This is a genomic window from Nonomuraea sp. B208 (genome assembly GCF_057536035.1).
Map to the genome: position 1 here is coordinate 699,459 of NZ_BAAJOU010000010.1, position 26,212 is coordinate 725,670.

29 protein-coding genes and 2 tRNA genes are annotated in these 26,212 nt (G+C 71.5%); 15 read left to right on the forward strand and 16 right to left on the reverse strand.

The annotated features are described in order from the left end of the window. Window positions 1–8: 8 nt before the first annotated feature. Window positions 9–2,066, reverse strand: a complete 2,058-nt coding sequence (locus AC27IY_RS08555) for a prolyl oligopeptidase family serine peptidase (protein ID WP_449958127.1) — start codon at window positions 2,064–2,066, stop codon at window positions 9–11. Window positions 2,067–2,345: 279 nt separating this feature from the next. On the opposite strand from AC27IY_RS08555, the gene AC27IY_RS08560 reads away from it, so the two are divergent. Genes AC27IY_RS08560 through AC27IY_RS08570 form a run of 3 tightly spaced genes read left to right on the forward strand, consistent with a single transcriptional unit; the run spans window position 2,346 to window position 3,915 of the window. Continuing rightward, entirely contained in the window at window positions 2,346–2,855 is a 510-nt protein-coding gene (locus tag AC27IY_RS08560; protein ID WP_329591958.1) for an HNH endonuclease, read from the forward strand. A gap of 46 nt (window positions 2,856–2,901) precedes the next feature. Continuing rightward, window positions 2,902–3,699, forward strand: a complete 798-nt coding sequence (locus AC27IY_RS08565; RefSeq protein WP_364460489.1) for a GNAT family N-acetyltransferase — start codon at window positions 2,902–2,904, stop codon at window positions 3,697–3,699. Window positions 3,700–3,702: 3 nt separating this feature from the next. Then, entirely contained in the window at window positions 3,703–3,915 is a 213-nt protein-coding gene (locus tag AC27IY_RS08570; RefSeq protein WP_344207110.1) for an FmdB family zinc ribbon protein, read from the forward strand. A gap of 80 nt (window positions 3,916–3,995) precedes the next feature. Here AC27IY_RS08570 and AC27IY_RS08575 read toward each other — a convergent pair whose 3' ends face one another. The 3 genes from AC27IY_RS08575 to AC27IY_RS08585 form a co-directional block, all read right to left on the reverse strand. Beyond that, on the reverse strand, window positions 3,996–4,496 hold the full coding sequence (locus AC27IY_RS08575) for a WYL domain-containing protein (RefSeq protein WP_177241217.1): 501 nt from the start codon (window positions 4,494–4,496) through the stop codon (window positions 3,996–3,998). A gap of 110 nt (window positions 4,497–4,606) precedes the next feature. Beyond that, window positions 4,607–6,445, reverse strand: a complete 1,839-nt coding sequence (gene ilvD, locus AC27IY_RS08580; protein WP_487177615.1) for a dihydroxy-acid dehydratase — start codon at window positions 6,443–6,445, stop codon at window positions 4,607–4,609. A gap of 164 nt (window positions 6,446–6,609) precedes the next feature. Then, the gene (locus AC27IY_RS08585) at window positions 6,610–7,437 is read right to left on the reverse strand and encodes a nuclease-related domain-containing protein (RefSeq protein ID WP_344207114.1); all 828 of its coding nucleotides are present in this window, start codon (window positions 7,435–7,437) and stop codon (window positions 6,610–6,612) included. A gap of 202 nt (window positions 7,438–7,639) precedes the next feature. Between AC27IY_RS08585 and AC27IY_RS08590 the strand changes: the two genes are divergently transcribed. Further along, window positions 7,640–7,930 carry a hypothetical protein gene (locus AC27IY_RS08590; protein ID WP_344207115.1) on the forward strand — a complete coding sequence of 97 codons (291 nt, stop codon included), beginning with the start codon at window positions 7,640–7,642 and terminating at the stop codon, window positions 7,928–7,930. Window positions 7,931–7,951: 21 nt separating this feature from the next. Continuing rightward, a complete protein-coding gene (locus tag AC27IY_RS08595) occupies window positions 7,952–8,317 on the forward strand; it encodes a DUF5130 family protein (protein WP_344207116.1) in 366 nt (121 codons plus the stop codon). 18 nt (window positions 8,318–8,335) lie between these two features. On the opposite strand, the gene AC27IY_RS08600 is transcribed toward AC27IY_RS08595, so the two are convergent. The 3 genes from AC27IY_RS08600 to pepN form a co-directional block, all read right to left on the reverse strand. Beyond that, window positions 8,336–9,295 carry a hypothetical protein gene (locus tag AC27IY_RS08600; RefSeq protein WP_423445637.1) on the reverse strand — a complete coding sequence of 320 codons (960 nt, stop codon included), beginning with the start codon at window positions 9,293–9,295 and terminating at the stop codon, window positions 8,336–8,338. Window positions 9,296–9,385: 90 nt separating this feature from the next. Beyond that, the gene (locus AC27IY_RS08605) at window positions 9,386–10,885 is read right to left on the reverse strand and encodes a serine/threonine-protein kinase (protein WP_487177616.1); all 1,500 of its coding nucleotides are present in this window, start codon (window positions 10,883–10,885) and stop codon (window positions 9,386–9,388) included. Between the two features lie 150 nt (window positions 10,886–11,035). Then, entirely contained in the window at window positions 11,036–13,600 is a 2,565-nt protein-coding gene (pepN, locus tag AC27IY_RS08610; RefSeq protein WP_423474750.1) for an aminopeptidase N, read from the reverse strand. 90 nt (window positions 13,601–13,690) lie between these two features. Between pepN and AC27IY_RS08615 the strand changes: the two genes are divergently transcribed. Together AC27IY_RS08615 and AC27IY_RS08620 are read left to right on the forward strand one after the other, a co-directional pair. Further along, window positions 13,691–14,311 (forward strand): mycothiol-dependent nitroreductase Rv2466c family protein, encoded by a 621-nt coding sequence (locus AC27IY_RS08615; protein ID WP_487177617.1) that lies wholly within the window; start codon window positions 13,691–13,693, stop codon window positions 14,309–14,311. A gap of 127 nt (window positions 14,312–14,438) precedes the next feature. Further along, complete coding sequence (locus tag AC27IY_RS08620; RefSeq protein WP_344207121.1) at window positions 14,439–15,842, forward strand: aldehyde dehydrogenase family protein; 1,404 nt, start codon at window positions 14,439–14,441, stop codon at window positions 15,840–15,842. Window positions 15,843–15,860: 18 nt separating this feature from the next. Here AC27IY_RS08620 and AC27IY_RS08625 read toward each other — a convergent pair whose 3' ends face one another. Both AC27IY_RS08625 and def read right to left on the reverse strand, forming a co-directional pair. Continuing rightward, window positions 15,861–16,592, reverse strand: coding sequence for an SDR family oxidoreductase (locus AC27IY_RS08625; protein WP_423445631.1), 732 nt, complete (start codon window positions 16,590–16,592; stop codon window positions 15,861–15,863). A gap of 22 nt (window positions 16,593–16,614) precedes the next feature. Next, window positions 16,615–17,100: a peptide deformylase gene (def, locus tag AC27IY_RS08630; RefSeq protein WP_344207123.1), complete on the reverse strand. Its 486-nt coding sequence runs from the start codon at window positions 17,098–17,100 to the stop codon at window positions 16,615–16,617. An 89-nt stretch (window positions 17,101–17,189) separates the two neighbouring features. On the opposite strand from def, the gene AC27IY_RS08635 reads away from it, so the two are divergent. Next, complete coding sequence (locus tag AC27IY_RS08635; protein ID WP_344207124.1) at window positions 17,190–17,657, forward strand: ribose-5-phosphate isomerase; 468 nt, start codon at window positions 17,190–17,192, stop codon at window positions 17,655–17,657. Here the strand turns inward: AC27IY_RS08635 and AC27IY_RS08640 are convergent, their stop codons facing one another. Beyond that, window positions 17,658–17,813: a hypothetical protein gene (locus tag AC27IY_RS08640; RefSeq protein WP_344207125.1), complete on the reverse strand. Its 156-nt coding sequence runs from the start codon at window positions 17,811–17,813 to the stop codon at window positions 17,658–17,660. Between the two features lie 44 nt (window positions 17,814–17,857). Further along, complete coding sequence (locus AC27IY_RS08645) at window positions 17,858–19,090, reverse strand: GNAT family N-acetyltransferase (protein WP_487177618.1); 1,233 nt, start codon at window positions 19,088–19,090, stop codon at window positions 17,858–17,860. 118 nt (window positions 19,091–19,208) lie between these two features. Between AC27IY_RS08645 and AC27IY_RS08650 the strand changes: the two genes are divergently transcribed. Beyond that, window positions 19,209–20,324, forward strand: a complete 1,116-nt coding sequence (locus AC27IY_RS08650; RefSeq protein WP_344207127.1) for a PP2C family protein-serine/threonine phosphatase — start codon at window positions 19,209–19,211, stop codon at window positions 20,322–20,324. 141 nt (window positions 20,325–20,465) lie between these two features. Continuing rightward, a complete protein-coding gene (locus tag AC27IY_RS08655) occupies window positions 20,466–21,770 on the forward strand; it encodes a M50 family metallopeptidase (protein WP_364460526.1) in 1,305 nt (434 codons plus the stop codon). Here the strand turns inward: AC27IY_RS08655 and AC27IY_RS08660 are convergent. The 3 genes from AC27IY_RS08660 to AC27IY_RS08670 all read right to left on the reverse strand — a co-directional run bounded on the left by AC27IY_RS08660 (window position 21,731) and on the right by AC27IY_RS08670 (window position 22,866). Then, window positions 21,731–22,231, reverse strand: a complete 501-nt coding sequence (locus AC27IY_RS08660) for a nucleoside/nucleotide kinase family protein (protein ID WP_487177619.1) — start codon at window positions 22,229–22,231, stop codon at window positions 21,731–21,733. The genes AC27IY_RS08655 and AC27IY_RS08660 overlap by 40 nt on opposite strands. A gap of 36 nt (window positions 22,232–22,267) precedes the next feature. Beyond that, window positions 22,268–22,714, reverse strand: coding sequence for a hypothetical protein (locus AC27IY_RS08665; RefSeq protein ID WP_487177620.1), 447 nt, complete (start codon window positions 22,712–22,714; stop codon window positions 22,268–22,270). 75 nt (window positions 22,715–22,789) lie between these two features. Then, a tRNA-Pro gene (locus tag AC27IY_RS08670) sits at window positions 22,790–22,866 on the reverse strand. 89 nt (window positions 22,867–22,955) lie between these two features. On the opposite strand from AC27IY_RS08670, the gene AC27IY_RS08675 reads away from it, so the two are divergent. Further along, window positions 22,956–23,029, forward strand: a tRNA-Gly gene (locus tag AC27IY_RS08675). A gap of 80 nt (window positions 23,030–23,109) precedes the next feature. Here the strand turns inward: AC27IY_RS08675 and AC27IY_RS08680 are convergent. Continuing rightward, window positions 23,110–23,442, reverse strand: a complete 333-nt coding sequence (locus AC27IY_RS08680) for a hypothetical protein (protein ID WP_487177621.1) — start codon at window positions 23,440–23,442, stop codon at window positions 23,110–23,112. Window positions 23,443–23,547: 105 nt separating this feature from the next. Here AC27IY_RS08680 and AC27IY_RS08685 point away from each other — a divergent pair, with 105 nt between their 5' ends. The 4 genes from AC27IY_RS08685 to AC27IY_RS08700 all read left to right on the forward strand — a co-directional run bounded on the left by AC27IY_RS08685 (window position 23,548) and on the right by AC27IY_RS08700 (window position 26,036). Beyond that, window positions 23,548–23,742, forward strand: coding sequence for a hypothetical protein (locus tag AC27IY_RS08685; RefSeq protein WP_487177622.1), 195 nt, complete (start codon window positions 23,548–23,550; stop codon window positions 23,740–23,742). Between the two features lie 117 nt (window positions 23,743–23,859). Then, the gene (locus AC27IY_RS08690) at window positions 23,860–24,012 is read left to right on the forward strand and encodes a hypothetical protein (RefSeq protein ID WP_487177623.1); all 153 of its coding nucleotides are present in this window, start codon (window positions 23,860–23,862) and stop codon (window positions 24,010–24,012) included. Window positions 24,013–24,050: 38 nt separating this feature from the next. Beyond that, window positions 24,051–24,683 (forward strand): nucleoside/nucleotide kinase family protein, encoded by a 633-nt coding sequence (locus AC27IY_RS08695; RefSeq protein ID WP_344207134.1) that lies wholly within the window; start codon window positions 24,051–24,053, stop codon window positions 24,681–24,683. Window positions 24,684–24,725: 42 nt separating this feature from the next. Further along, the gene (locus tag AC27IY_RS08700) at window positions 24,726–26,036 is read left to right on the forward strand and encodes a TrpB-like pyridoxal phosphate-dependent enzyme (RefSeq protein ID WP_487177624.1); all 1,311 of its coding nucleotides are present in this window, start codon (window positions 24,726–24,728) and stop codon (window positions 26,034–26,036) included. Window positions 26,037–26,080: 44 nt separating this feature from the next. Here AC27IY_RS08700 and AC27IY_RS08705 read toward each other — a convergent pair whose 3' ends face one another. Further along, window positions 26,081–26,158 (reverse strand): 50S ribosomal protein bL37, encoded by a 78-nt coding sequence (locus AC27IY_RS08705; RefSeq protein WP_371252575.1) that lies wholly within the window; start codon window positions 26,156–26,158, stop codon window positions 26,081–26,083. Window positions 26,159–26,212 lie beyond the last annotated feature (54 nt).

Below are 26,212 nucleotides of genomic sequence, written 5' to 3' on the forward strand. Positions count from 1 at the left end.
CTCCGACTCTAGAGCCCGGTGTGGGCGGCGAGGAAGGTCAGCGTGTCGGCCGACAGGTCGACCGAGCGGCTGACCGAGCGGGCGCCGTGGCCCACCTCGGTCTCGTTGCGCAGCAGCACCGGCCGGCCGGAGGTCGTCGCGTGCTGCAGCGCCGCGCACATCTTCCAGGCGTGCAGCGGGTGCACCCGGGTGTCGGACTGGAAGACGGTGAACAGCGTCGCCGGGTATTCCACGCCCTCCTTGACGTGGTGGTAGGGCGAGTAGCCCCAGAGCCAGCCGAACTGCTCGGGGTCGTCGGCGGAGCCGTACTCGACGTTCCAGGTCGCGCCCAGGCCGAACAGCTCGTACCTGACCATGTCGAGCAGCGGGGCCGAGCACACCACGGCGGCGTACAGGTCGGGCCGCTGGGTGAGCGCCGCGCCCACGAGCAGGCCGCCGTTGGAGCCGCCGGAGATGCCGAGCTGCCCGGCCGTGGTCACCCCGGTGGCGATCAGGTGCTCGGCCGCGGCGTGGAAGTCGTCGAAGACGTTCTGCTTGTTGCCCAGCATGCCGTCGCGGTGCCACTGCTCGCCCTCCTCGCCGCCGCCGCGCAGGTTGGCGATGGCGTAGACGCCGCCGGCCTCCACCCACGCGAGGATCGAGGCGGAGTAGCCGGGGGTCATGGAGATGCCGAAGCCGCCGTAGCCGTAGAGGATCGTCGGGCGGGGGCCGCTCGCCTCGCCGGGCGGCGAGATGACCAGCATCCGCACGTCGGTGCCGTCCGCGGAGCGGTAGACGACCTGCTCGGTGCGGACGTCCGGCACCTCCACGGCGCCCGGCGAGGCCGCCCACAGCGTGGTCTCGCCGGTGCGGGCGTCGTAGCGCTGGATGGTGGGCGGGGTGGTGTTGTCGGTGTAGCCGAACCAGGCCTCGTGGCCGCCCTCGGGGCGCTCGGCGATGCCGCCGATCGAGCCCAGGCCGGGCGTGGGCACCTCGCCGAGGCGCTCGCCGGTCTCCAGGTCGTGCAGGGTGAGCTCGCTGATCGCGTGGCGGGTCCAGCCCACCAGCAGCACCGGGCGCTCCAGGTCGTCGAGGATGGCGAAGTCGTTGAGCACCGCCTCCGGGTCCTCGGGGATCAGCTCGCGCCAGGTGTCGTAGCCGGGCTCGGCCGGGTCGGTGACGCACACCCGGCCGCGGGAGGCGTCGCGGTCGGTGTGCACGTACAGCCGGCCGTCGCGGCCGAAGACCAGCCCGGCCTGCGCGTCCACGCCCTCCTGGACGACCCTGAGGTCGGGCCGGTCGGCCGGGGACGCCGTCAGGTCGGCCACCCAGAGGTCGTTGCGCGGCGCGGTGCCCTCGTGTGCCGAGACCTGCAGCCAGCGGCCGTCGCGGGAGACCCCGACGCCGTAGTAGTTGGTCATCTTCAGCCCCTGGCCGAAGATCATGACGTCGTCCTCCGTGGAGGTGCCGACGCGGTGCAGGTAGACGCGGCGGTGGAACTGGCTCTCGTTCTCCGGCACCTCGGTGCTCGGCAGCCGGCGCACGTAGTAGAACGCCTCGCCGCCGGGCAGCCAGGCCACGGGGGAGTAGCGGCAGCGGTCGATCGGCCCCTCGACGCGGACGCCCGTCGCCACGTCCATGATGTAGAGGACGGACTCCTCGTTGCCGCCCACCGAGAGCTGGTAGGCCAGCAGCCGCCCCTCCTTGTCGGGCTGGACGGCGTCGAGCGTGGTCAGCCCGGACGGGTCGATGGCCATCGGGTCGATCAGCGCCCGCTCGGTGCCGTCGGCCTCGACGACGTAGTAGACCGCGTGCTCCTGGTCGGGCGTGCGGCGGCTGAAGAAGTAGCGCTCGCCGCGCCAGGCGGGCACGCCGACAGAACCGGACCGCAGCAGCTCGGCGATGCGGCTCTTGAACCGTTGCGGCCCCCTGCTCCGGCTGAACAGCTCGCTCTGCGCGAGCAGCCACCCCTTCGTCTCTGGACTGTCGGGATCCTCCAGCCATCGATAGGGGTCCGGTACGGGCGTTCCGTGCAGTTCGTCGATGATGTCTTCGCGGCGCGCGGTCGGGTACGGCTCTCGGGTCATGCAGGGAACCCTACTGCCACGGAGCAGGCGTAAAACGCAGGTGAAGCGGGCATAAAACGTACCGTGCGTCCCTTTGGTCAGTCCGGTGAGTGGTTATGGGGTGGCGGGGACAGCGCTGCTAACGCCAGACTTGCTGACAGGACGGTGCCGTGGTGACCATCCGCTGGGCCGTCCGGCGGAGGTCCACGTGACGGAAGCACGAGTGCCCCAGGAGGGGCCGATAGCCGGGACATGCCACGGCATGTCCCCTCTCATACGCAAGCAGCGGGGAGAGGCCCGATGACGCGCCAGGTCCTGCTGCTGAACGCCACTTACGAGCCGCTCACCACGCTCTCCCTGCACCGCGCCGTCGTGCTGGTGCTCCGGGGGAAGGCCGACGTCGTGCACCGCGACGGCAGGGGCGCCGTGCTGCGCTCCGCCAGCTGCACGCTCGACGTGCCCTCGGTGATCAGGCTCCGCAGATATGTCCGCATTCCTTACCGGTCACGCATCCCCCTGACCAGGGCGGCGCTCATGCGCCGTGACAACTACCGCTGCGCCTACTGCGGGCAGCGGGCCGAGACCATCGACCACGTCATCCCGCGCTCGCGGGGCGGCACGCACACGTGGGAGAACTGCGTGGCGTCCTGCACCACCTGCAACCACAGCAAGGCCGACAAATACCTGGAAGAGCTGGGGTGGACGCTCCGCGTCCTCCCGGCGGTGCCGCGCGGGGCACACTGGCGGCTGATCGGCGCCTCCCTCGTCGGCGACCCCCAGTGGGCGCCCTACCTGGAGGCGGCGGCCTGACCGCCTGCTTTGTCCGGGCAGGCCGGTGCCTGGCACCATGCCAGGCATGTGGACCTTCACCTCGGACCCCGAGGAGTACGCCGCGGTCGCCGAGCCCTTCCTGCTCGGCGACCCGGTGGGCAACACCGTCCCGCTGACCGTGCTGGCCGACCTGCGCGCCGGCACGCCGGCGAAGGACCCGCGATTCGGCTGGTGGACGGTGGGCGGGCAGGTGCGCGGGGCGGCCTTCCGCACGCCTCCCTACCCGATCGGGCTCGCCGTGATGCCGGTCGAGGCGGTCGCGCCCCTGGTCGAGGCGCTCGGCAGGGCCATCCCCGCGCTGGTCGGCCGGGTCGAGCTGACCGACGAGGTCGTCCGCCTGATGGGGCCGCCCGCGCGGACCGTCGCCGAGCGGCTCTACCGGCTCGGCACGCTGAGCGTCCCCGACGTGCCGGGGCGGGGCAGGCTCGCCGCGCCCGCCGACTTCCCGCTGCTGGTGAGCTGGTACCACGCCTTCGGCGAGGAGGCCGGGCTCGGCGAGGGCGACCCGGCCGAGCGGGTGGCCCAGCGGCTCACCCGGCGCGAGCTGTTCGTGTGGGAGGACGGCGGCGCGCCGGTCGCCCTCGCGGCGCTGTCGCAGCCGGCGGGCGGGGTCTGCCGGATCGGGCCGGTCTACACGCCGCCCTCGCGCCGCCGGCGCGGCTACGGCTCCGCGGTCACCGCCCACGTCAGCCAGGTCGGGCTCGCGGAGCGGGGCGAGGAGGTCGTGCTCTTCACCGACCTGGCCAACCCCACCAGCAACGCCATCTACCAGGCCATCGGGTACGAGCCCGTGTCCGACTACGCGCACATCACCTACGCTTAGGCCATGCCGCGTTACGACTTCCGCTGCCGCGCGTGCGGCTCCACGTTCGAGGTGTCCCGCCCCATGTCGGCCTCCGACGCGCCGGCGTCCTGCCCCGAAGGCCACGACGACACGGTGAAGCTGCTCTCCACGGTCGCCATGACCGGCGGCGCCGCCGCACCCCGCCCCAGCGGTGGCGGCGGCGGCTGCTGCGGCGGGGGCTGCTGCTCCTCCTGACCCGAAAGGCCGGGGTTGCTGTTCCCCCTTGACCCCTGATACCGGGGCGGCGGCGAGCCGGCCGCCCCGGCGTCCTGGCGCTAGGCCGCTCCGGCCCTGACCCGCTTGCGGCGCTGGAACGGCAGGAACCGGTCGGCCAGGTGCGGCCGCGCCGGCGTGAGCGTGGGCTCGACCGCGAGGATGCGGTCGAACCGGAAGGCCCTGATCCCGCGGCGCATCCGGCACACGCCGACGAGATACCAGTATTCGCGGTGCACCAGGCAGGTCACCGGCTCGACGTCGCGGACGGTGACGTTGCCCCCGGCGTCGCGGTAGTGCAGGCGGATCATGAGCCGGCTGGTGATGGCGTCGGCCATCAGCCTGGCCCGGGAGGCGATCTCCAGGGGCAGCGGCTCGGTCAGGGTGGTGAGCGTGGCGGCGATGACGTCGTCGTCGAGCTCCAGGTGCTGGAGCGCGTGCTGCAGGCCGCGCCGTGCGGTGACGGCCTGGGGTCCCGCGCCGAGGTGGGCGAGGGAGAGTGCGAGGGCGGCGATCTCGGCGGTCGTCAGCGGGCGAGTATCGTGCTTCACGACTGTCGTCATACCCAAAGAATACGGACCGCGACCGACATTTTTCGAAAACCTGTCCGGAAGGACAGGTGCCCGGACACGCGGAAGCGGCGGGTGGGAAACCCGCCGCTCCGGACGCCGGACTACTTCGACAGCTGTGACAGGTCCCGTGAGGCCCCCGTCGAGGCGGAGGTCGTCATCGCGGCGTAGGCCTGCAACGCCACGCTCACCGGCCGGTTGCGCTCGCGCGGCCGGTAGCCGCCCAGGTCGGCCAGCAGCCGCTCACGCCGCGCCGCCAGCTCCGCCTCGGGGACGCGCAGCTCCATCGACCGGCCGGGGATGTCGATCTCGATGAGGTCGCCGTCCTCGACCAGCGCGATCGTGCCGCCCTCGGCCGCCTCGGGGGAGGCGTGGCCGATGGACAGGCCCGAGGTGCCGCCGGAGAAGCGGCCGTCGGTGACCAGCGCGCACGCCTTGCCGAGGCCCTTGCCCTTGAGGAACGAGGTCGGGTAGAGCATCTCCTGCATGCCGGGGCCGCCCTTGGGGCCCTCGTAGCGGATGACGACGACGTCGCCCTCCTTGACCCGCCCGCCGAGGATGCCTTCGACGGCCTCCTCCTGCGACTCGAACACCACGGCGGGGCCGCTGAAGCGCCAGATCGACTCGTCCACGCCGGCGGTCTTCACCACCGCGCCGTCGCGCGAGATGTTGCCGTAGAGCACCGCGAGGCCGCCGTCGGCGGTGTAGGCGTGCTCCAGGTCGCGGACGCAGCCCTCGGCCCGGTCGAGGTCGAGGTCGTCCCAGCGGTTGCCCTGCGAGTACGCCTTGACCGTGCGCACGTTGCCGGGAGCGGCGTGCCAGAGCTCGACGGCCTCCGGCCGGACGGCGGGCGACTTGACGTCCCAGCCGGCCAGCAGGTCGGCCAGCGTGCCGCCGTTGACCGTGGGCACGTCGCGGTGCAGCAGCCCGGCCCGGTCGAGCTCGCCCAGGATGGCGGGGATGCCGCCGGCCCGGTGGACGTCCTCGACGTGGTATTTGCTGGTCGCCGGGGCGACCTTGCACAGGCACGGCACCCGCAGCGAGATCTCGTTGATCTCCTTGAGGCCGAAGTCGACCTCGGCCTCGCGGGCCGCGGCCAGGATGTGCAGGATCGTGTTGGTGGAGCCGCCCATGGCGACGTCGAGCGCCATGGCGTTCTCGAACGCCTCGCGGGTGGCGATCGAGCGCGGCAGCACCGACTCGTCGCCCTCCTCGTAGTAGCGGCGGGTGATCTCGACCAGCGTGCGGCCGGCGTCCTCGAAGAGCTGCTTGCGCGCCTTGTGCGTGGCCAGCGTGGTGCCGTTGCCGGGCAGCGCCAGGCCCATCGCCTCGGTCAGGCAGTTCATGGAGTTGGCGGTGAACATGCCGGAGCACGAGCCGCAGGTCGGGCAGGCGCTCTCCTCCATCGCCAGCAGCTCCTCGTCGCTGACCGACTCGTCGGCGGAGGCGATCATCGGGTCGATGAGGTCGAGCTTGCGGCCGGGGGTCTTGCCGGCCTCCATCGGGCCGCCGGAGACGAAGACCGTCGGGATGTTGAGCCGGAAGGCGGCGAGCAGCATGCCCGGCGTGATCTTGTCGCAGTTGGAGACGCAGATGAGCGCGTCCGCGCAGTGGGCGTTGACCATGTACTCGACCGCGTCGGCGATCAGCTCGCGGGACGGCAGCGAGTAGAGCATGCCGCCGTGGCCCATCGCGATGCCGTCGTCGACCGCGATCGTGTTGAACTCGCGGGGGATGGCGCCCGCCTCACGCACCGCGCCGGCGACCACGTCGCCGACCTCACGCAGGTGCACGTGACCGGGGACGAACTGCGTGAAGCTGTTGGCGATGGCCACGATCGGTTTGCCGAAATCGCTCCCGGCTACGCCGGTCGCCCGGAGCAGGGCCCGGGCACCGACCATGTTCCTGCCGTGAGTGACCGTACGTGACCTGAGGGCGGGCATCGCGCTTCTCCCATCGCTGTCGAGTCTTCACATGGTACGACCACCGCCCGGTGACTGAGACAAACCGTCCACGCTTCGGACGAGGCGACGATCCGGCGGGAAGAGCGCGCGAAAGCGCCGCACGCCCGCCCGGGGAGGCGGCATGCGGCGCTGCCGGTCGTCCGTCAGCCTTCGCCGTAGCGGGGAGGCAGCACCTTGCCGGCGATCTCGAAGATCTTCTCGATCTCGGCGTCGGTCAGCGCCCGCTCCCGCTTGGTGATCCACTTGCGGGCCCGGTCGCCCTGGTAGACGTCCACGCCCCGGATCGTCATGATCTTCCACGGCACGGGCGGCCCGTAGATCGCGAGCGAGGGCACGACGGGCACCTCGCGCCCGAACGACGCGCTGATCAGCTCGCTCGCCCTCGACGCCTCGAACTTGGCGTGGGTCAGCCGCTCCTTCTGGTCGAACGGCCCGTGGAAGAGCTTCTTGGCCATCTGCACACGGACCGGGAGGCGCTTGTCCCACTTCTCGGAGTCGACGGCGTAGACGCCGGTCGGGCCGACCACGAGATGGTCGATCTGCTGCTCGGTGTCGGGGATCGCGCGGGCGTGCAACGTGCGGTAGCCCAGGCGTTCCAGCTTGCGCAGTTGTGCCTCGGTGCGCCGCTCGGCCACGGAGGCGCGCCGCCAGGCGGGCACGGACGAATTGGAGCGTGCCCGGTAGGCCGCCTCCAGGATGGCCGCGACCACGCCCGCGGTCACGCCGATCCGCCAGTCCTGCGCCAGGAAGCCCACCACGATCGCCGCGGCGACGCCCACCAGCAGGCGCGTGCGCCACCGGCGGAAACGCGGTTGTGCCAGCAGCTCGCGCACGGACGCGCGTGGCACGGGCGCGTACGTGGAGGTGGGCGCCGATGGCGTCGAGGCGGCGGTCCGCTCGCTCTCCGGCCGGTCGCTCACCCAGATCGGTGACGCGTTGTGACCGTCTTCTCGCTGGTTGTCGGTGTCCACGTGACTCACCGTAGCCCGGAAATCTTGCCGAATCCTAGTGTTGCCCTGTCCATAGTTTTATGGCCCAGCTCATCGTGTTCCACGCCCGTTTTCGGGGTATTAACTACGTTCTTCTCTAGAGAAGTGCCCCCTCACCCATGATCATAACTCCCGCCCCCGCCAGGGTCTGGCCGGACTCGCACACGAGGTTTACGTTCGTGGTGTGAACAGCGCGGCAGAGATTCTGCTCTATCTCTTCGGGGTGTCCTCAGGGCTGTTCGTGCTGATCAGCCTGCTGGTCATGCTGCCGGGACGCGGCGCGCAGCGGCGCGCGGAGGCGGGGCCGGTCTGGCTCGGCGGGCCGTTCCGCAGCGAGCGCGGCGTGAGCACGTCGGGGCTCGTCCTCGCCGACCGGGTGGCGCACTGGGCGGAGGTCCCCGAGAACGACTGGGTGTCAGCGGCCGAGACGGCGGAGCCGAGCCGGCACGTCGGCGGCGCCTCGGCCGGATGGTGAGGTGACGATGGGAGCACCGAGATGCGCGGACTGACCAGCGCCCAGGCCGACGACCTCCGCCAGGCCCTGCACACCGCCGAACGGCGGAGCGGGCTGCGCTTCGGGCTCTTCCTCGGCGCGCCCGCCGCGGGCGGCCGGCGGCACTTCGCCGAACGCCTGCACGCCGCGCTCGGCACGGAGTCCGCCGACGCCGTGGTGGTGCTGGTGGACCTGCACGGGCGCGGCATCGAGATCGTCACCGGCGAGCGCGCCCGCGCCCGCCTCGGCGACGCCGCTTGCCGTCTGACCGCGATGTCGATGGCGACGGCCTTCAGCGCCGGCGACCTGATCGGTGGCCTGCTGCACGGCATCAACGCCCTCGGCGAGCAGGCGACCGCCCGCCGCTGACGCGGCGCGCGCGGGGGGTCAGGCGGCCTCGTGCCGTTCGAGCAGCCGCACGACGTGCTCGCTGACGCCGCGCAGGAGGGTGGAGGGCTCGATGGCGGCGTCGGCGATGGCGGCGAACAGCGCGGGCAGCCCCGGCAGCGGGAACCCGTCGTCCTTGGAGGCGGCGGCGCCGATGGGGTTCTTGTCCAGCGCCAGGCGGCTGCGCTCCCAGGCGTCGAGCACCTCCTCCGGCGACGGCACCCCGAACCCGTGCCCCACGGGCGCGGCGTGCCGCAGCCGCACCAGCGGGGTCTCGGCGAAGGCCAGCGCCGTGCGGGCGCGCAGTTGCAGGTCGGCCCGGGGCTCGGGATCGATCCAGTCCATCGACGTGCAGGGGTTGCGGCAGGTGGCCACGCACACCGCCAGGGCGCCCGCGACCTGGCTGTGCTGCCGGTCGAAGTAGGCGCGCCAGCCCTCCGCAGGCTCCACCGACACCCGCAGGGTGCGGTTGGTGGCCGACTGCTCGGACTTGGTGTGGTCGCACTCCCGGTCGCCGATCACCCCGAACCTGCTCCCCGGCGCGCTCAGCCCGGCCGGCCAGCGGGCCGGATCGCCGGCGTGGCCGAGATGCGGCTCGAACGCCAGCAGCGGCAGGTATTCGCTGGCGATGTGCACGGCGGCGATCATCGGGCTCAGCTCCCGCCGGTGCCACCGCACCGCGATGGCCTCCAGCAACAGCCCGTACGCCGGCCGCAGCGACTCCAGCGCCCCCCGAGGCTGCTCGCGCGGCGTCTGCGGCATGTGGCAGGCCCGGGCCCGGCGCCTCAGCTCGGCGGGCACCACCCTGGCCTCGGCCGCGAAGTCCTCCGCGTCGAGGGAGAGCAGCCGCTGCCCGAACTCGCACACCTCCGCGATCTCCGCCGCCGGCGCGAGCGCGCCGAGGTCGGCGAAGGCGTAGCGGCGGGCCAGGGCGATGAGCAGGTCACGAGTCGTCTCCACGGGACGACCTTCTCACGATCGCCGAGTGTTCGCGTACACCGGCAAAGCGCGCGGGCGGCCGATTCCGGGCACCCTGCTATGGGCACACGCTTACGGGCACGGCTCGCGGACGCACTGGATGTCGCCCGGTGGGTCGCTCGGCGGCTCCGTCGCCGGCTCCTCAGGGCCGGAGGACTGCGTGGGCTCGGAGGTGGGCTCCTTCGTCGGCTCCTTGCTCGGCTCGGGCGTGGTCGGGGCAGCCGTGGGCGTCTGCGTGGCCGACGCGGTCGGCGTGACCGTCACCGACGGCGTGGGCAGCGGGTCGGCGCCCTTCGTCGGCACGGCGGTCGGACTCTGCCGGACCGGAGGCACGCTCTGCTGCCGGGAGGGGGCCGGGGTCTTGGGGCCGGTGGTCGCCGTGGTGTCGGTCACGCTGGTCGGCGTCACCGTGGCCTCGCTCGACGAGCGGTCCGGGCGCAGCCACACCGCTCCGGCGACGCCGGCCGACACCAGCACCGCGGCGGCGACGGTGAGCGCCACCCGCGCCGTCCGCCGCACACGCCGCTCGGGACGGGCGGGCAGGGTGCCGGCGGAGGCCCCGCCCGCGATGCCGCCTGCTGGTCCGCCTGCCGTGCCGCCTGCCGTCCCGGCCGTCGCGCCGGGATCGGTCCCGTGAACGCCGCCGCCCGGGAAAGCTCCCAGCCCTCCGGCCGCGACCGCACCCGCGACGCCGGTGCCCGGCGCCGCCGTGGGCCCCGTGTCGCCGGCCCCGTGCGGCACGACGTCGGGGGCGGCCAGGGCCTGCCGGGCGGCCGCGGCCATGGCGGCGGCCGACTCCCAGCGCTGCTCGGGCGTCTTCTGCAGCGCCCGCGTCACCACGGCCCGCGGCCCTGCGGGCACCTCGCCGGGCAGCTCCGGCACCGGCGAGTTGAGGTGCTTGAAGATGATCTGCACGGGCGTTTCGCCCTGGAACGGCGGCCGCCCGGTCAGGCACTCGTACGCCACCACGCCCAGCGCGTAGACGTCGACCGCCGGCGTGACCTCGCTGGAGGTCGCCATCTCCGGCGCGCAGTAGCCCGCCGAGCACAACATCTGCCCGGTCGCCGTCAGGTGCCCGGCCGAGACCGAGTGCGCGATGCCGAAGTCGGTGAGCGCCACCCCGCCGCCCTCGCGGACCATGAGGTTGGCCGGCTTGACGTCGCGGTGCACGATGCCCTGGGCGTGCGCGGCGGCCAGCGCGTCGCCGACCTCGGCGACCAGCCGCATGGCGGCGGCCGGGTCGAGCGGGCCGCGGCGCAGCACCCGGTCGAGCGACTCGCCCCGCACGTGCTCCATGACGAGGAAGGTGACCTGGCGGCCGGAGATCTCGCAGGTGCCGTAGTCGTAGACGTCGACCACGCCGGGATGGGTGAGCGTGGCCATGGCCCTGGCTTCGTTCTGGAACCGCTGGGCGAAGGTGGCGTTCTCGGTCAGCGCGGGCGTCATCACCTTCACCGCGACCGAGCGGCCGAGCACCTTGTCCTCGGCACGCCAGACCTCGCCCATGCCGCCGCCGCCGAGGCGACCGGCCAGCACGTAGCGGTCGTTGAGCGTGGTCCCGGCGCCTAGCACGTAGTCGAATCTAACACCGGCTCTGAGGTGGCAGGACCAAGTCGGCGCGGGTGTCGGATGCCCCGCCCGTCCCCGACCTCGCCGGTAGGGAACACTCACCTCACGGGTACGGTGCGCCGGGCGGAGCGGCACTCCGCCCGGCGCGCGGGATCAGGACGCGGCCGCGTCCTTCTCCTGGTTGCGCAGGGCGCGGCGGACGCCGTCGGCGCCCTCCAGGATCAGCCGGCGCAGCGCCTGCGGCGGCTGCTCGGCCGCGAGGTAGTCCTCGGCGGCCCGTACGGTCGCCTCCTCGATGAGCAGCGCGGGGAAGCAGCCCACCGCGAACGACGACGCCTGGTCGAACGTCCACTCCTTGTAGATGCGCCCGACCTCGGCGAAGTACTTCTCCCGGTACGGCACGAGCAGCTCGGGGTGGTGCGGGTCCTGGAACCCGCCGATCGTGGCGCGCGCGATGTGGTTGGCCAGCTCGCCGCCCACGACGCGCTCCCACGCCGCCGCCTTGGCCTCGGCGGTCGGCAGCGCGGCCCGGCACTGGGCGGCCGAGCGCTCACCGGTCGCCGTCGGGTCGCGCTCCAGCTCGGCCGCGATGCCCGCCTCGTCGATCCGGCCGCCGACGACCAGCGCGTGCACCAGGCTCCAGCGCAGGTCGGCGTCCACGGTCAGCCCGTCGGGCACGGAGGTGCCGTCGAGGATGCCGGCCAGCAGGTCGAGGTCCTCGCCCGAGGTGGCCGCCGGCGCGAACGCGTGCAGGTAGGCGAGCTGGTGGTCCGAGCCGGGCGCGGCGGCGGCGAGCAGCGAGCGCAGCTCGTCGGCCAGCAGCCGCAGGCCCTCGGCCCGCCAGGCCGGGTCGGCGTACTGCTGGACGGCCTGGCGGGCCTGCCGCAGGATCGCCTGGAGCACGGTGAGGTCGGTGACCACGCTCGCGCCCGAGATGACCAGCCGGACGTAGTCGCGGGCCGGCATCTCGCCGTCGCGGGTCATGTCCCAGGCCGCCGACCAGCACAGCGCGCGCGGCAGCGAGTCGGTGAACGCGGCGATGCCGCCGTTCACCAGCGTCCGCAGCGAGTCGTCGTCGAGGCGGATCTTGGCGTAGGTGAGGTCGTCGTCGTTGATCAGCACCAGGTCGGGCCGCTCCGCGCCGACCAGCTCGGCCACGGGCGTCCGGGCGCCGACGACGTCCAGCTCGACCCGCTTGGTACGGGTCAGCGCGCCGTCCACCAGCGAGTACAGGCCGACGGCGATGCGGTGCGAGCGCAGCGTCGGGTAGTCGGCGGGAGCCTCCTGCAGCACCTCGAAGCGGGTGAAACGGCCGTCCTCGACGTCGAACGACGGGCGCAGCGTGTTGACCCAGGCGGTCTCCAGCCAGTCCTTCGACCAGGCCGACAGGTCCCGGCCCGAGGTGCGCTCCAGCGCGTCGAGCAGGTCCTTCAGCTCGGTGTTGCCCCAGGCGTGGTCGGCGAAGTAGTCGCGCACGCCGGCGAGGAAGTTCTCCAGCCCCACGTACGCGACGAGCTGCTTGAGCACCGAGGCGCCCTTGGCGTACGTGATGCCGTCGAAGTTGACCTCGACCGCCTGCATGTCGGGGATGTCGGCGGCGATCGGGTGGGTGGAGGGGAGCTGGTCCTGACGGTAGGCCCAGGCCTTCTCCACGTTCGCGAACGTCGTCCAGGCGCCCCTGCCCCACCGCGTGGCCTCGGCCTGGCAGAGCACCGACATGTAGGTGGCGAACGACTCGTTGAGCCACAGGTCGTCCCACCAGCGCATGGTGACGAGGTCGCCGAACCACATGTGCGCCATCTCGTGCAGGATCGTCTCGGCGCGCCGCTCGACCAGGGCGTCGGTGACGCGGGAGCGGAAGACGTAGTCCTCCAGGAACGTCACGCAGCCCGCGTTCTCCATCGCGCCGGCGTTGAACTCGGGCACGAAGAGCTGGTCGTACTTGCCGAAGGGGTAGCGCACCCCGAACACCTTGTGGAAGAAGTCGAAGCCCTGCCGGGTGACCTCGAAGATGTTGTCGGCGTCGAGGTGCTCGGCGAGCGAGGCGCGGCAGTAGATGCCGAGCGGGATGCCGTCGTGCTCGGAGGTCGCCTTGTGGTACGGCCCGGCCACCAGCGCGGTGATGTAGGTGGACATGACCGGGGTGGTGTCGAACGTCCACCGCTTGGCCGCCTGCACGGTGCCGTGCCGCCCGGCCTGCTCGGGCAGGCTCTCGACGTTCGTCGCGGCGGCGTTGGAGACGACCTCCCAGTCGGCCGGGGCCAGCACGGTGAGCTGGAAGGTGGCCTTGAGGTCGGGCTGGTCGAAGCAGGCGTACATCCGGTGGGCGTCGGCCGTCTCGAACTGCGTGTGCAGGTAGACGCCCTGGTCGACCGGGTCGACGAAGCGGTGCAGGCCCTCGCCGGTGCGCATGTAGGAGCAGTCGGCGTCCACGCGCAACTCGTTCGACTCGGCGATCGAGGGGAGCGGGAAGCGGCCCTTCTCCGCGTCGTAGGCGGACACGTCGAGGTCCTCGCCGTTCAGGGTCACCTGGCGGACGTGCGCGCCGTGCAGGTCGATGAAGGTGGACGAACCGGGGACCAGGCCGGAGAAGCGGACCGTGGTGACGCTTTCGAAGCGCTCCTCACCTTCCGTCAGATCGAGGGCGACCTCGTACGACTCGACCTTCAACAGCTTGGCGCGTTCGCGCGCTTCGTCCCTGGTCAGGTTGCCTGCCAAGTTCCGCTCCTTTTCAACCGCTTCGTCGGGGTTGTCGGTATCCTGTCACGGCGGGAATAGGATCCGAGCCACCCCAGGTTATGGCCCCACATGGCTGAGAAGATTCCCGTGGACCTCTGGTTCGATCCTTCCTGTCCCTTCGCATGGGTAACGTCACGGTGGCTGCTCGAAGTCGAGAAGGTTCGGCCCATCGAGCCCCGCTTCCGCTTCATGTCGCTCCACTACCTCAATGAGGGCAAGGACGTGCCCGCCGAATACAAGGAGCGGGCGCTCAAGGCGCACGGATCGGTCCGCGTCGTGGCGGCCGCCGCCGCCAAGCACGGCGAGGAGTACATCGGCCGGCTCTACACCGAGCTCGGCACCCGCCTGCACAACGAGGGCCTCGGCAAGGACCCGGAGAAGCTGCGCGAGATCAACGAGGCCGCCCTGGAGGCCGTGGGCCTCGACTCGCAGCTCGCCGACGCCATGGAGTCGGACGAGTGGGACGCCGGCATCCGCGCCTCGCACGACGAGGGCATCACGCTCGTCGGCCAGGAGGTCGGCACGCCGATCATCCGCGTCGGCGCCAACGCCTTCTTCGGGCCGGTCATCACCAGGATCATCAGGGGCGAGGACGCCGGTCGCCTGTGGGACGGCGTCGTCGCGGTGACGGAGTTCGACGACTTCTTCGAGCTGAAGCGCACGCGCACCCGCCGCCCGCAATTCGACTGAAAACCCGCTGTCAGCGCATTACGGATACCCCGCGGGGAGGAAAGACCCTGATCGCGGTGGAGAATCCTTATCCCCGGCTCAGTGAACCTCCCTCGCGAACGCCGGGATGCGCTGTCAGGATGGGGACATGCGTCAGCTGTACATCGGCGGCTCCTGGACCGCCTCAGCGTCCGACGAGTCCATAGAGGTCGTCAACCCGGCCACAGAAGAGGTCATCGACCACGTGCCCGCCGGCTCTCCCGACGATGTGGAGTCGGCCGTGGCCGCGGCGCGAAGAGCGTTCCCGTCCTGGTCGCGCAGCGCGCCGGCCGAACGCGGCAAGCTGCTCGCCGCCGCGGCCGAGCTGCTGAAGCAGCGCGCCGACGACGTCGCCGCGGCGATCGCCACCGACATGGGATCGCCGCTGGGCTTCGCGCTCAAGGTGCAGACCCTGATGCCCGCGGGGGTCCTCGCCTCCTTCGCCCACCTGGCCGAGAGCCATCCGCGTGAGCAGCGCGTCGGCTCCTCCCTGGTCGTCAAGGAGCCCATCGGGGTGGTGGCGGCCATCACGCCGTGGAACTACCCGCTGCACCAGATCGTCTGCAAGGTGGGCGCGGCGCTGGCCGCCGGGTGCACCGTCGTGCTCAAGCCGAGCGAGGTGGCGCCGCTGGCGGCGTACGAGCTGGCCGGCATCCTCGACGAGGTGGGCCTGCCGCCGGGCGTGTTCAACCTCGTCAGCGGGCGCGGGCCGGTCGTCGGCGAGGCCATGGCCGCCCACCCCGAGGTCGACATGGTCTCCTTCACCGGCTCCACCGCCGCGGGCCGCCGGGTGGCCGCGCTCGCCGCCGAGACCGTCAAGCGGGTGGCGCTCGAACTCGGCGGCAAGTCCGCCAACATCATCCTCCCCGACGCCGACCTCAAGCTCGCCGTCAAGGTCGGCGTGGCCAACTGCTTCGTCAACGCCGGGCAGACCTGCTCGGCCTGGACCCGCATGCTCGTCCACCGCGACCAGTACGACGAGGCCGTCCGCCTGGCCGTCGAGGCCGCCCGCGGCTACACCGTCGGCGACCCCTTCGACGAGTCCACCCGGATCGGCCCGCTGGTCTCGCAGGTCCAGCGCGACCGGGTGGTCCGCTACATCAACCGCGGCCAGGAGGAGGGCGCCCGGCTGGTGGCCGGCGGCACCGAACGGCCGCACGAGCGCGGCTTCTACGTCGAGCCCACGGTGTTCGCGGGCGTCGAGCCCGGCATGGCGATCGAGCAGGAGGAGATCTTCGGGCCGGTGCTGTCGGTGATCCCCTACACCACCGAGGACCAGGCCGTCTCCATCGCCAACGGCACCCGCTACGGCCTGGCCGGCGCGGTCTGGGCGGGCACCGAGGAACGCGCCCTGGGGGTGGCCCGCCGCCTGCGCACCGGCCAGGTCGCCGTCAACGGCGGCCGGTTCAACCCACTGGCCCCGTTCGGCGGCTACAAGCAGTCGGGCGTCGGCCGCGAGCTCGGCGAGTACGGCCTGGAGGAATACCTGGAGATCAAGTCGCTTCAGCTCTGACGTCCGCCGGCGGGCGGCTCAGACCAGCAGGCCCCCGCTGGCAATCAGGTTCTGGCCGGTGATCCACCGCCCGTCCGGCCCGGCCAGGAACGCCACCACCGAGGCGATGTCGTCCGGCCGCCCCAGCCGTCCGAGCGCCGTGAGCGCCTGCGTCCGCTCCAGCGCCTCGGGCGGGTTGGCGCCGCGCAGCATGTCGGTGTCCGTCGCGCCCGAGGAGACGACGTTGACGGTGATGCCGCGCCCGCCCAGCTCCCGCGCCGCCACCTTGGCGAACTGCTCGACCGCTCCCTTGCCGCCGCAGTAGAGCGCGAGCGTCGGGGCGGGCACCTGCGTGTTGAGCGAGGAGATCGTGACGATGCGCCCGCCGTCGCGCATCACCCCGGCGGCCCACCGCAGGGCGAGGAGGACGGCGCGCACGTTCACCGCGAACGAGCGCTCGAAGTCGTCGTCCGTGAGGTCGGCGAGCAGCTTCTGCCCGGTGGTGGTGGCCGCGTTGTTGACGAGGATGTCCACCCCGGGCAGCCGGGCCTCCGCCTCGGCGAACAGCCGCTCCAGATCCTCCTTGACGCCGAGGTCCGCGCGCACCGCCGTCGCGCCCGTCTCTTTGGCGACCCGCAGCGCGGCCTCCTCCGACCGCTCGTAGCAGAAGACGACCTCGGCGCCGTCCTGCCGCAACCGCTCCACGACGGCTCTGCCGATGCCACGGGAGCCTCCCGTGACCAACGCGCCCTTGCCGGAAAGCACAGTCATGCCGCCAAGCTACGCCCCCGGATCAGGCGCGCGACATGATCCCGCGGGCCTCGTCGCGCGGCAGGCGGTCGACGTACAGGCGGCCGTCGAGGTGCTCGACCTCGTGCTGGAAGCAGCGTGCCAGCGAGCCGCGGGCGCGCACGCGCACCGGCCGCCTGAGCCGGTCCACGCCCTCCACGGTCACGCCCGCCGCGCGCGCGACGGGGGCGTAGATCGGCCGCCCGGTGCGCCGGTCGGGCACCGACAGGCAGCCCTCCTCGTCGGCGATCTCCTCCGGGTCGTCCACCGTCAGCACCGGGTTGATCACGTGGCCCTTGCGCCGGTTGATGTCGTAGACGAACAATCGCCGCGACACGCCGATCTGCGGGGCCGCCAGGCCCACCCCGTCGACCGCGTACATCGCCTCGAACATCTCCTCGATCAGGCGGCGCAGCTCGCGGTCGAAGTCCGTGACCGGCTCGGCGGGCGTGCGCAGCACGGGGTCGCCGATGACGCGGATCTCTCGCATGATCCCTGCCTTCGTAAGGGGTGGTGGACGGAAGTGATCCTTACTCTAGTGCGCGAGCCGCCACCCCGGGGCTGTGGAAGACTGGGCGGGTGCGTGTCTACATCGGTGCCGACCATGCCGGCTATGAGCTCAAGAACCACCTCGTGTCCTGGCTGAAGGACCACGGGCACGAGGTGACCGACTGCGGTCCCTTCGTCTACGACGCCGAGGACGACTATCCGGCGTTCGTGCTGCGCGCCGCCGAGGGCGTCGCGGGCGACCCGGCGAGCCTCGGCATCGTCATCGGCGGCTCGGGCAACGGCGAGCAGATCGCCGCCAACAAGGTGCGCGGCATCCGCGCGGCCCTGGCCTGGAGCGAGGACACCGCGCGCCTGGCCCGCGAGCACAACAACGCCAACGTCGTCAGCATCGGGGCGCGCATGCACTCCCTCGACGAGGCCACCCGTTTCGCCGAGGTCTTCCTGGGCACGCCCTTCTCCGGCAGCGAGCGCCACAGCCGGCGCATCGCGCAGCTGGCCTCGTACGAGACGATCGGCCAGCTCCCGCCGCTGCCCTGACTAGCTGTTCTGTCCTTTACGCCGGGTCTCGCGCTTCGGCATCTCGTCACGCAGGGGCCGCCGGTCGGCGGCCTCCTGCTGCTCCTTCGCCGGGCGCGACACGTCGCGGGCGCGCATCGCGATCGTCGCGGTGATCTGCAAGCTCTGCAAGGCCATGACCCGAGCGTACGTCCGAAGCCCCGGCTCTCGGGAGAGGCGGCTCAGAAGGTCCGGCCCGCCCACGGCTTGGGGCTCCAGGACATCGCGGTGGCGAGCCCGCGCACCGCGCCCGGGGTGTGCTCGCGCAGCAGCCCCGCGCCGAGCATCGGGCCGAGCTGCCCGTCGCCCAGATACGCCGAGCCCAGGGCCGCCACCGGCACCGTGAGGTCCGGCTCGTCCTCGACCTGCTTGCACTCCGCGCCCGACGGGTCCGCGGTGAGCCGCCAGCGGCCGGCGTTCCACGGGCACACGTCGTCGTCCACCTCGATCACCAGGTCCACCGGGGCGGCGTAGGCGCGGGCGGCCAGTGCGCGGTCCACCTCGACCAGGCGTACCCACAGCTCGTCGCCCCAGGTCGCGCGGAGCTGGCGCGAGTCGGCCAGCAGCGCCTGGATCGGGTCGTCGACCGGACGGCTGCCCGTCCGCAGCGTGGTCGCCAGGTCCCGGTCCAGCAGATGGCGCCACAGCAGCGCGTACGCCGCCGGATCGCTCGCCTCCAGATCGTAGAGGTGCACCTCGCCCTCCGGCAGCCCGGTCTCGTCCCAGGACGTCTTGATGCGGAACAGCGCGTACCCGCGAACGCCGCCGTCGTCCTCCGCCAGCACGCAGCGCAGGGCGCCCATCCCGCGCTGGTCGGCCTCGTCGTCGGCGAGGTTGCCGTCCCAGAAAGCGGCGTGCCGCTCGTAGCGGCCGGGCCGGGCGGTCACCACGGACGCGAAGAGGGCCTCCAGCTCGGCCCGCACCTCGGCCGGCGGGGCCACCCTGATCCGCAGCGACGGGTCAACGGGCGCGTCCGCCACGAAGGCCGCGGCGCGCTTGGTGATGCGGAAGGACAGCTGGCTCGCGGCCCGGCCGTAGCCGAAACGTCCGTAGATGCCGGACTCGGAGGCGTACAGCGCGGCCACCGACTCCCCACGCTCGCGGATGTCGGCGAGCTGGCGGCGCATCATCTGCGACAACACGCCGCGGCGCCGGTGCGAGGGCAGCACGCTCACGGACGTCACCCCGCCCACGGGCAGCAGCCGCCCGCCGGGGACGGCCATGCTGAGGCTGAAGACGCCGGTGGTGCCCACCATGACCTCGCCGTCGAAGACGGCCAGCGTCCGGTCGAACTCGGTCTCGGCCTTGAACCGCTCGATCATCCCGGGCGGCGCGGTCCAGCCGAACCCTTCGCTCATGACGTTGACGTACGCCGTCCACTCGGATTCGGCGATCGGGCGGATGGGGAAGCTCATCCGTCCACCGTAGGAGCGGGCAAAGGGGGAGAGCCACCGAATATCCGCACGTAATGATCAAGGCCTTGGTCAAGTGGACTGCCCAAACGGGATGCGGACCGATACAGTCGGGCCCATCATGAGTTCCCGTCCGGCGCCGCTGATCCCGCCACGGGTCCGCGCCGCGCTGGCGCGGGTGCCCTTCCTCGTGTCCATCGTCCGCTTCGTCCGCAGAGGGCCGCTCGCCCGCGACCGCAATCTGCTCATCACGCTCGCCGTGCTCGCGCTGCTCATCGGAGTGCTGGCCGGCCAGGTCTCCACCGAGTGGTTCTCGCCGTCCCTGCTCATCCTCGTCACCCTGGTCGGCGGGCTGCAGCTGCGCCTGCGCAGCCTGGTCGTGCTGCTCGTGGCGGTGGGCGCGGCGCTCGGCTACGTCGCGGTCACGCTCGGCGCGGGCAGTGTCGGGGTGGGGCTCATGGTGACGATCGGGTTCACCACCGTGCTCGCCGTGCTCATGGCGCGCACCCGAGGCAAGCTCGGCGTGCAGGGGCTGCGCGGTGACGCGATGCTGCTGGAGCTGCGCGACCGGCTCAAGAGACAGGGCGAGCTGCCGCCGCTGCCCAAGGACTGGGGCGCCAAGGTGGTGCTCAAGCAGGCCGGCGGGTCCTCCTTCGGCGGCGACTTCCTTGTGTCCATGCGTGACGGCGACAGCGTCGAGATCGCCCTGGTCGACGTCTCCGGCAAGGGCGTGGACGCGGGCACCAGGGCGCTGCTGCTGTCGGGGACGTTCGGCGGCCTGCTCGGCTCGGTCGACGACTTCCTGCCCGCCTGCAACGCCTACCTGCACCGCCAGCGGGGCGACGAGGGCTTCGTGACCGCCGTACACCTGCGCCTCGACCTCGCCACGGGCGACTACACGATCACCTCGGCCGGGCATCCGCCGGTGGTGAAGTTCGACGCCGGCACCGGGAGCTGGCAGGTCGCCGCGGCCAAGGGCGTCGTGCTCGGCGTGGTGCCCGACCTGCACTGCGAGCCCGACAGCGGCACCCTGCGCAAGGGCGACGCGCTGCTGCTGTTCACCGACGGGCTCATCGAGCAGCCCGGCCGCGACATCGACGCCGGGCTCGACCGGCTGCTCGGCGAGGCCGAGCGGCTGCTGCCCTCGGGGTTCCGCGACGGCGCCCGCGCGCTGGTCAACGCCATGGCCTCGGGGCACAACGACGACTGCGCGCTGGTGCTCATCTGGCGGCCGTGACCCTGACGTTCGACACGGGCCAGGTCGTGAGAAGGGCGTACTGTCAACGCCTGCCCAAAATGTCTGAGGCCCTTGAGGACCGGGGAAGTCGACTACCCTGAAGCTGTCTGGACCGTCCGCCTTGCCCTGGAGCGCGCATAGATGAACTGGCTCTATCTGGTGGGGATCATCCTCTTCCTGCTCGGGTTGATGTTCTCCATCGCGCTGCACGAGATCGGCCACCTCATCCCCGCCAAGCTCTTCGGGGTCAAGGTCACCCAGTACATGGTGGGCTTCGGCTCGACCGCCTGGTCCAGGCGCAGGGGCGAGACCGAGTACGGCATCAAGTGGATCCCGTTCGGCGGCTACATCCGCATGATCGGCATGCTGCCGCCGCGCCCCGGTGACGACCCGAACAAACTGCGCAACACCGCCACCGGCCCCTGGCAGGGCCTCATCGAGTCGGCCAGGGACGCCGCCCAGGAGGAGGTGCGGCCCGGCGACGAGGACCGCGTCTTCTACCGCAAGAAGTGGTGGCAGAAGATCATCATCATGTCCGGCGGGCCGCTGATGAACTTCGTGCTCGCGTTCGTCTTCTTCAGCATCCTGCTGGTCGGCATCGGCCTGCCCGCCTGGGCCCCCGTCGTCTCACCCGAGACCTCCACCTGCGTGATCCCGGTCAGCGAGCAGCGCAAGACCTGCCAGGCCGGCGACCAGCCCACTCCCGCGGCGCAGGCCGGGCTCAAGCCCGGCGACCGGATGGTCACCTTCGACGGCCAGAAGATCACCACGTGGGAGGACGCCACCCGGCTCATCCGCTCCCACGGCCCCGGCCCGGTCGAGCTCGGCGTCGTACGCGACGGCAAGCCGCTGACGCTCGACGTCACCCTCATCGCCCAGGACCGCCCCAACCTCCAGGACCCGAGCAAGATCGACAAGAACGTCGGCTTCCTCGGCGTCCTGCCCACCGAGGTCATGCAGCGCCAGAGCTTGGGCGCCGTCGTCGGCTACATGGGCGAGCTGACCGGCCGTGTGGCGGGCTCCCTGCTCAACCTGCCGGACAAGATGGTCGGCGTCTGGCACGCGGCCTTCTCGGGCGAGAAGCGCGACCCCGAGGGCCCGGTCGGCGTCGTGGGCGCGGGCCGCATGGGCGGCGAGATCCTGGCCAGCGACCTGACCAACGAGAAGAAGATCGCCATCTTCGTCAACCTGCTGGCCGGCTTCAACCTGGCGATCGGCATGTTCAACCTCATCCCGCTGCTGCCCCTGGACGGCGGGCACATCGCCGGCGGGATCTGGGAGGGCATCAAGCGGGCGTACGCGAAGATCATGCGACGGCCGGAGCCGAAGTACGTGGACATCGCGAAGGTGCTGCCGCTGACGTACGCGATCGCGCTCGTCATGATGGTGATGGCCGGGCTCCTGGTCTACGCCGACCTGGTCAACCCGCTCACCCTGACCGGCTGACCGGCGGCCGGACTTCCCAGGCCGGCTGTTGGAGCAATGTGGCGGTCGCGCCAGGACCGTTCGATCTCGGCGGTGTCACGCTGTGCCTCGACGAGTTCTGGAAGCAGGAGGAAGACCCCGTCGAAGAGCAGTACGGCGTCTGGGGGAGCGGGAGCGGCCGCGGGGGAGCACGGGGTGTCGGAACCTCCGGCCTCCGTCCGGGCCCAGCGGATCGAGCAGGACCCGGCACAGCGCGGCACGGTCGTGGGCGTCGAAGTAGCAGCCTTCGGCCGAGTATCGGCCGCGTCGATAGCGCGCTGCGCACGCGGGAAGAGGAAGTCGTTGACGGTCACGCGGATGGTGTCGCGGTCCTGCGCGCGCAGGACGACGGCGAGCTCGTCGGCCGACGTGGTCCTGCCGGCGGCGGGCGGCCCGCCGACGACGACCCGCAGCGGGTGCGCGGCCGCGACGGACCCGATCACCTCGACCAGCTGGCTGATGAGCTCGCCGTGGCCCGCTCAGCCCTCGTCCCAATACGAGTAGGGGGCGACCGACACCCCCTCGACGATCGAGCGTTCGTCCTCCTCGTCCGCGTCAGGGTCCAGGTCGAGAGCCCACAGAGATCCCATCGACCACACGGAGAAGCCGGCGTGGAAGGTGAACCCGATGTCAGAGGACGTGCCCGTGTGGCCCTTCGCGGCCAGCTCGGAAACCACCTCGTCCATGAACCGGTAGGTCAGCTGCACGCCGTCGAAGAACACCTCCTCCCCGCCGTGGCCCGAGTAGGCGATCTCCACCAGCTCGACCCGGTCGTCCGGGTCGTAGTGGACGATCAACATGGGAGCGGTGTCGTAGACGTTCTTACTGCTGGGGCCATGCACCGGACCGCCGATCCGGCCCTCGACCTCGGCTCGCTGATCCCCGACCTTCACCAGGGCCACACCCGCGCCCGGAAGTATCTCCATGCGCCCATAGTCTGCCGACTGATGACCCGCGCCCGGACGCACAAGGCCCCTTCCGCATCGGAAGGGACCTTGAACTGGTCGGGGCGACAGGATTTGAACCTGCGACTTCTTGCTCCCAAAGCAAGCGCGCTGCCAAGCTGCGCCACGCCCCGCTTCGCCGAGTGCGCATGCGCCCCGGGACTCCGGTACGCTTACGCTCTGACGACCGGATGAAGTCTAGACCAGAGTTCGACCGGTTCGCGCGGACGTAGCTCAATGGTAGAGCCCTAGTCTTCCAAACTAGCTACGCGGGTTCGATTCCCGTCGTCCGCTCCAAGCGCGAAGGCCCAGGTCCGGGAGTTGATCCCGAGTCTGGGCCTTGCTGTTATCCGACCTTGTCTCTCCGGTCGTGCCGCTCACGCGCCGTTCGTCTCGTCGGCCTGACCGCCCCTTGCCACCCACCGGGCTTCCCCGAGCGCCTGAGTGGACGGCCCCACCATGGCGAGCCGATCCTTGCGCCACCGTCGTACGTCTGCCTCTCGGATGCCGGTCAGACTGCGATTGCCGACAGCCGGGGCAAAGTGGTTCTTGAGCAAGCTCCGGTAGAGATCTTCCATCGTGGGCTTGATCACGCTGCCGGTGATCCACTGCTCGGCGTATGCGCCGAACGAGATCTTCACCAGCCAAAGATCAGCGTCATGGTACTTGCCGGAGGTGCGCTCGGATGCTGCCGAAGTGTCGTCGGGCACCGGCCATCATGCAGCCCTCCCTAGCCCTGCGGTGACTGGCTCAACCACGTTGCCGGGGTCGTTCTCGCGCGGGAGCCGCGCGGGCTGAGGAAACAGGGGTCACCTATGATCAGCATGACGACAGGAGGCTCAGTGGTCTTCCATCCGTTCGCGCTCTTCGTGCTCGTGATTCTGCTCGGCGGAGTTGTCCTGTTCGTCGTGATGAGCATCCAGCTCTGGAAGCTGTTCTGTGCAGGCGACGCCTCCGGCGGGGGCACTCGGCTCCAGGATGATCGCGAAAGCGGTCCAGCCTTCGAGTAGTCAGTGGCTGAGGGCCCGATCTTCCCGTCCGCCACGTCCCGGGCAGAGCCCAGCAGTCAGTCGCACGCGGCTGCCTGGCCTTTGACCTGGGTCGAGATCGTGCAGACGCTTGCCCTCGTGTCCGTGGCCATCACGCTGGTCATGAGAGCGCGGCGGCGCGGCAGGAAGAATGTTCAGGACCGCCGGCAGCTCCGTACGGGGATCATCCTGATGTTCGCCTGCTGGTTCGGCGCGATGCTGCTCGTACGGATCACGGCCTGGACAGCCTGATCCGAGGCTCGCGGGCGGGCGATCGTAAGCTGAGAAGGATGATGCGCGCGCGACCGATCTCCCGTGACGTCCTGGTCGAGGAGCTGGCCGAGCTGATCGCCGGACGGCCGCGGGAGGCGTGGGTGCGGGTGGCCGTGGACGGCGCCCCCGCGGCGCGGCCGGAGGCGCTGGCCGACGAGCTGGTCGCCCCGCTGCGGTTGCGCGGGAGGCCGGTGCTGCGGGTGTCCGCCGGCGACTTCCTGCGTCCGGCGTCGCTGCGGCTGGAGCACGGCAGGACCGATCCCGACGCCTTCTACGAGGACTGGCTGGACGTCAAGGCGTTGCGGCGGGAGGTGCTGGAGCCGCTGGACGCGGGCGGGTCGGGGCGGGTGCTGCCGGCGCTGTGGAACAGCAGCGTGGACCGCGCCTACCGGGCGCCGTACGAGGAGCTGCCGCCCGGCGGGGTGGCGCTGGTCGACGGGACGTTGCTGCTGGGGCACGGGCTGCCGTTCGACGTGAGCGTGCACGTGTGGCTGTCGCCGGGAGCGCTGAGCCGCGGCACGCCGGAGGAGGAGCGGTGGCGGCTGCCCGCGTACGAGCGCTACGAGCGCGAGGCCCGCCCCCAACGCTCGGCCGACGTCGTCGTCAGGGCCGACCACCCCGATCGGCCGGCGGTGTTGACCGGTAGCTGAGAGTTACTGGATTGCCGTGCGTAACGGGCGCAGACTGAAACAGTGATCCCGAGCAACTGGTACAACATCGTTCCCGACCTGCCCGCTCCTCCGCCGCCGCCGCTGCACCCGGCCACCCGCGAGCCCGTCGGGCCGGACGACCTGGCCCCGCTGTTCCCGATGGAGCTGATCGCGCAGGAGGTCAGCGCCGAGCGGTTCGTCCCGATCCCGCAGGAGGTCATGGAGGTCTACCGGCTCTGGCGGCCGACGCCGCTGATCCGGGCCCGCCGTCTGGAGCGGGCCCTCGGCACGCCGGCGAGGATCTACTACAAGTACGAGGGCGTCTCGCCGGCGGGCTCCCACAAGCCGAACACCGCCGTCCCGCAGGCGTACTACAACGCCAAGGAAGGCGTCCGGCTGCTCACGAGCGAGACCGGCGCGGGGCAGTGGGGATCGTCGCTGGCCTTCGCCTGCGCCCAGTTCGATGTGGAATGCCAGATCTGGATGGTTCGCGCCTCCTACGACCAGAAGCCCTACCGCCGCTCGCTCATGCAGGTGTACGGGGCGACGGTGCACGCCAGCCCGTCCCCGGTGACCGGCGCGGGCAGCAAGGTCCTGGCCGGCGATCCGGAGTCGCCCGGCAGCCTCGGCATCGCGATCAGCGAGGCCGTCGAGGTGGCGGCCGCGACCCCCGACGCCCGTTACGCGCTCGGCTCGGTGCTCAACCACGTGCTCATGCACCAGACGCTCATCGGCGAGGAGGCACTGGAGCAGCTTCCCGAGCTGCCCGACCTGGTCATCGGCTGCACGGGCGGCGGCTCCAACTTCGCCGGGCTGATGTTCCCGTTCCTGCGCGAGAAGCTGGCGGGCCGCCTGGACACGGTGTTCCGCGCGGTGGAGCCGGCCGCGTGCCCGTCGTTCACCCGCGGCGTGTACGCCTACGACTTCGGCGACACCGCCGGCCTGACACCGCTGCTCAAGATGCACACGCTGGGCCACTCGTTCGTACCGGACCCGATCCACGCGGGCGGCCTGCGCTATCACGGCATGTCGCCGCTGCTGTCGCACATGTACGACCTGGGCCTGTTCGAGGCCGTCACCCGCGCCCAGAGCGAGTGCTTCGAGGCCGGCGTCCGCTTCGCCCGTACCGAGGGCATCGTGCCGGCCCCGGAGCCCACGCACGCGCTGGCCGAGACGATCGCGGAGGCGTTGCGCTGCAAGGAGAGCGGCGAGGAGAAGGTCATCCTGACCGCGCTGTGCGGCCACGGGCACTTCGACCTCGCGGCCTACGACCGGCACCTGGGCGGCGAGCTGGAGGACTACACGCTGCCGCAGGAGCGCATCGACCAGGCGCTCACGGAGCTGCCGACCTGACCTTGATCGCCGGGTGGCCGCAGGAGGCGGCCACCCGGTGGTTCCTAACGTGCGGTGGGGCGTTTGCCGTGGTTCGCCTTCTTCTTCTTGCGCGCCTTGCCTTTGCGTGCCCGCCTGGCCATGAAGCTCGCCTCCCGCGCTCGGGGTCCGGCATGGACCCCCACCGTCCTCCCACC

Excerpts from the sequence above, each read along its gene's own strand:
- AC27IY_RS08595 (WP_344207116.1), top strand. The coding sequence starts at position 7,952 with ATGCGCGGACTGACCAGCGCCCAGGCCGACGACCTCCGCCAGGCCCTG.
- AC27IY_RS08650 (WP_344207127.1), top strand. The coding sequence starts at position 19,209 with ATGAGTTCCCGTCCGGCGCCGCTGATCCCGCCACGGGTCCGCGCCGCG.
- AC27IY_RS08645 (WP_487177618.1), bottom strand. The coding sequence starts at position 19,090 with ATGAGCTTCCCCATCCGCCCGATCGCCGAATCCGAGTGGACGGCGTAC.
- AC27IY_RS08570 (WP_344207110.1), top strand. The coding sequence starts at position 3,703 with ATGCCGCGTTACGACTTCCGCTGCCGCGCGTGCGGCTCCACGTTCGAG.
- def (WP_344207123.1), bottom strand. The coding sequence starts at position 17,100 with ATGCGAGAGATCCGCGTCATCGGCGACCCCGTGCTGCGCACGCCCGCC.
- ilvD (WP_487177615.1), bottom strand. The coding sequence starts at position 6,445 with ATGCCCGCCCTCAGGTCACGTACGGTCACTCACGGCAGGAACATGGTC.
- AC27IY_RS08620 (WP_344207121.1), top strand. The coding sequence starts at position 14,439 with ATGCGTCAGCTGTACATCGGCGGCTCCTGGACCGCCTCAGCGTCCGAC.
- AC27IY_RS08640 (WP_344207125.1), bottom strand. The coding sequence starts at position 17,813 with ATGGCCTTGCAGAGCTTGCAGATCACCGCGACGATCGCGATGCGCGCC.
- AC27IY_RS08695 (WP_344207134.1), top strand. The coding sequence starts at position 24,051 with ATGATGCGCGCGCGACCGATCTCCCGTGACGTCCTGGTCGAGGAGCTG.
- AC27IY_RS08560 (WP_329591958.1), top strand. The coding sequence starts at position 2,346 with ATGACGCGCCAGGTCCTGCTGCTGAACGCCACTTACGAGCCGCTCACC.
- AC27IY_RS08655 (WP_364460526.1), top strand. The coding sequence starts at position 20,466 with ATGAACTGGCTCTATCTGGTGGGGATCATCCTCTTCCTGCTCGGGTTG.
- AC27IY_RS08555 (WP_449958127.1), bottom strand. The coding sequence starts at position 2,066 with ATGACCCGAGAGCCGTACCCGACCGCGCGCCGCGAAGACATCATCGAC.
- AC27IY_RS08565 (WP_364460489.1), top strand. The coding sequence starts at position 2,902 with ATGTGGACCTTCACCTCGGACCCCGAGGAGTACGCCGCGGTCGCCGAG.
- AC27IY_RS08705 (WP_371252575.1), bottom strand. The coding sequence starts at position 26,158 with ATGGCCAGGCGGGCACGCAAAGGCAAGGCGCGCAAGAAGAAGAAGGCG.
- AC27IY_RS08575 (WP_177241217.1), bottom strand. The coding sequence starts at position 4,496 with ATGACGACAGTCGTGAAGCACGATACTCGCCCGCTGACGACCGCCGAG.
- AC27IY_RS08615 (WP_487177617.1), top strand. The coding sequence starts at position 13,691 with ATGGCTGAGAAGATTCCCGTGGACCTCTGGTTCGATCCTTCCTGTCCC.
- AC27IY_RS08665 (WP_487177620.1), bottom strand. The coding sequence starts at position 22,714 with ATGGAGATACTTCCGGGCGCGGGTGTGGCCCTGGTGAAGGTCGGGGAT.
- AC27IY_RS08625 (WP_423445631.1), bottom strand. The coding sequence starts at position 16,592 with ATGACTGTGCTTTCCGGCAAGGGCGCGTTGGTCACGGGAGGCTCCCGT.
- AC27IY_RS08685 (WP_487177622.1), top strand. The coding sequence starts at position 23,548 with ATGATCAGCATGACGACAGGAGGCTCAGTGGTCTTCCATCCGTTCGCG.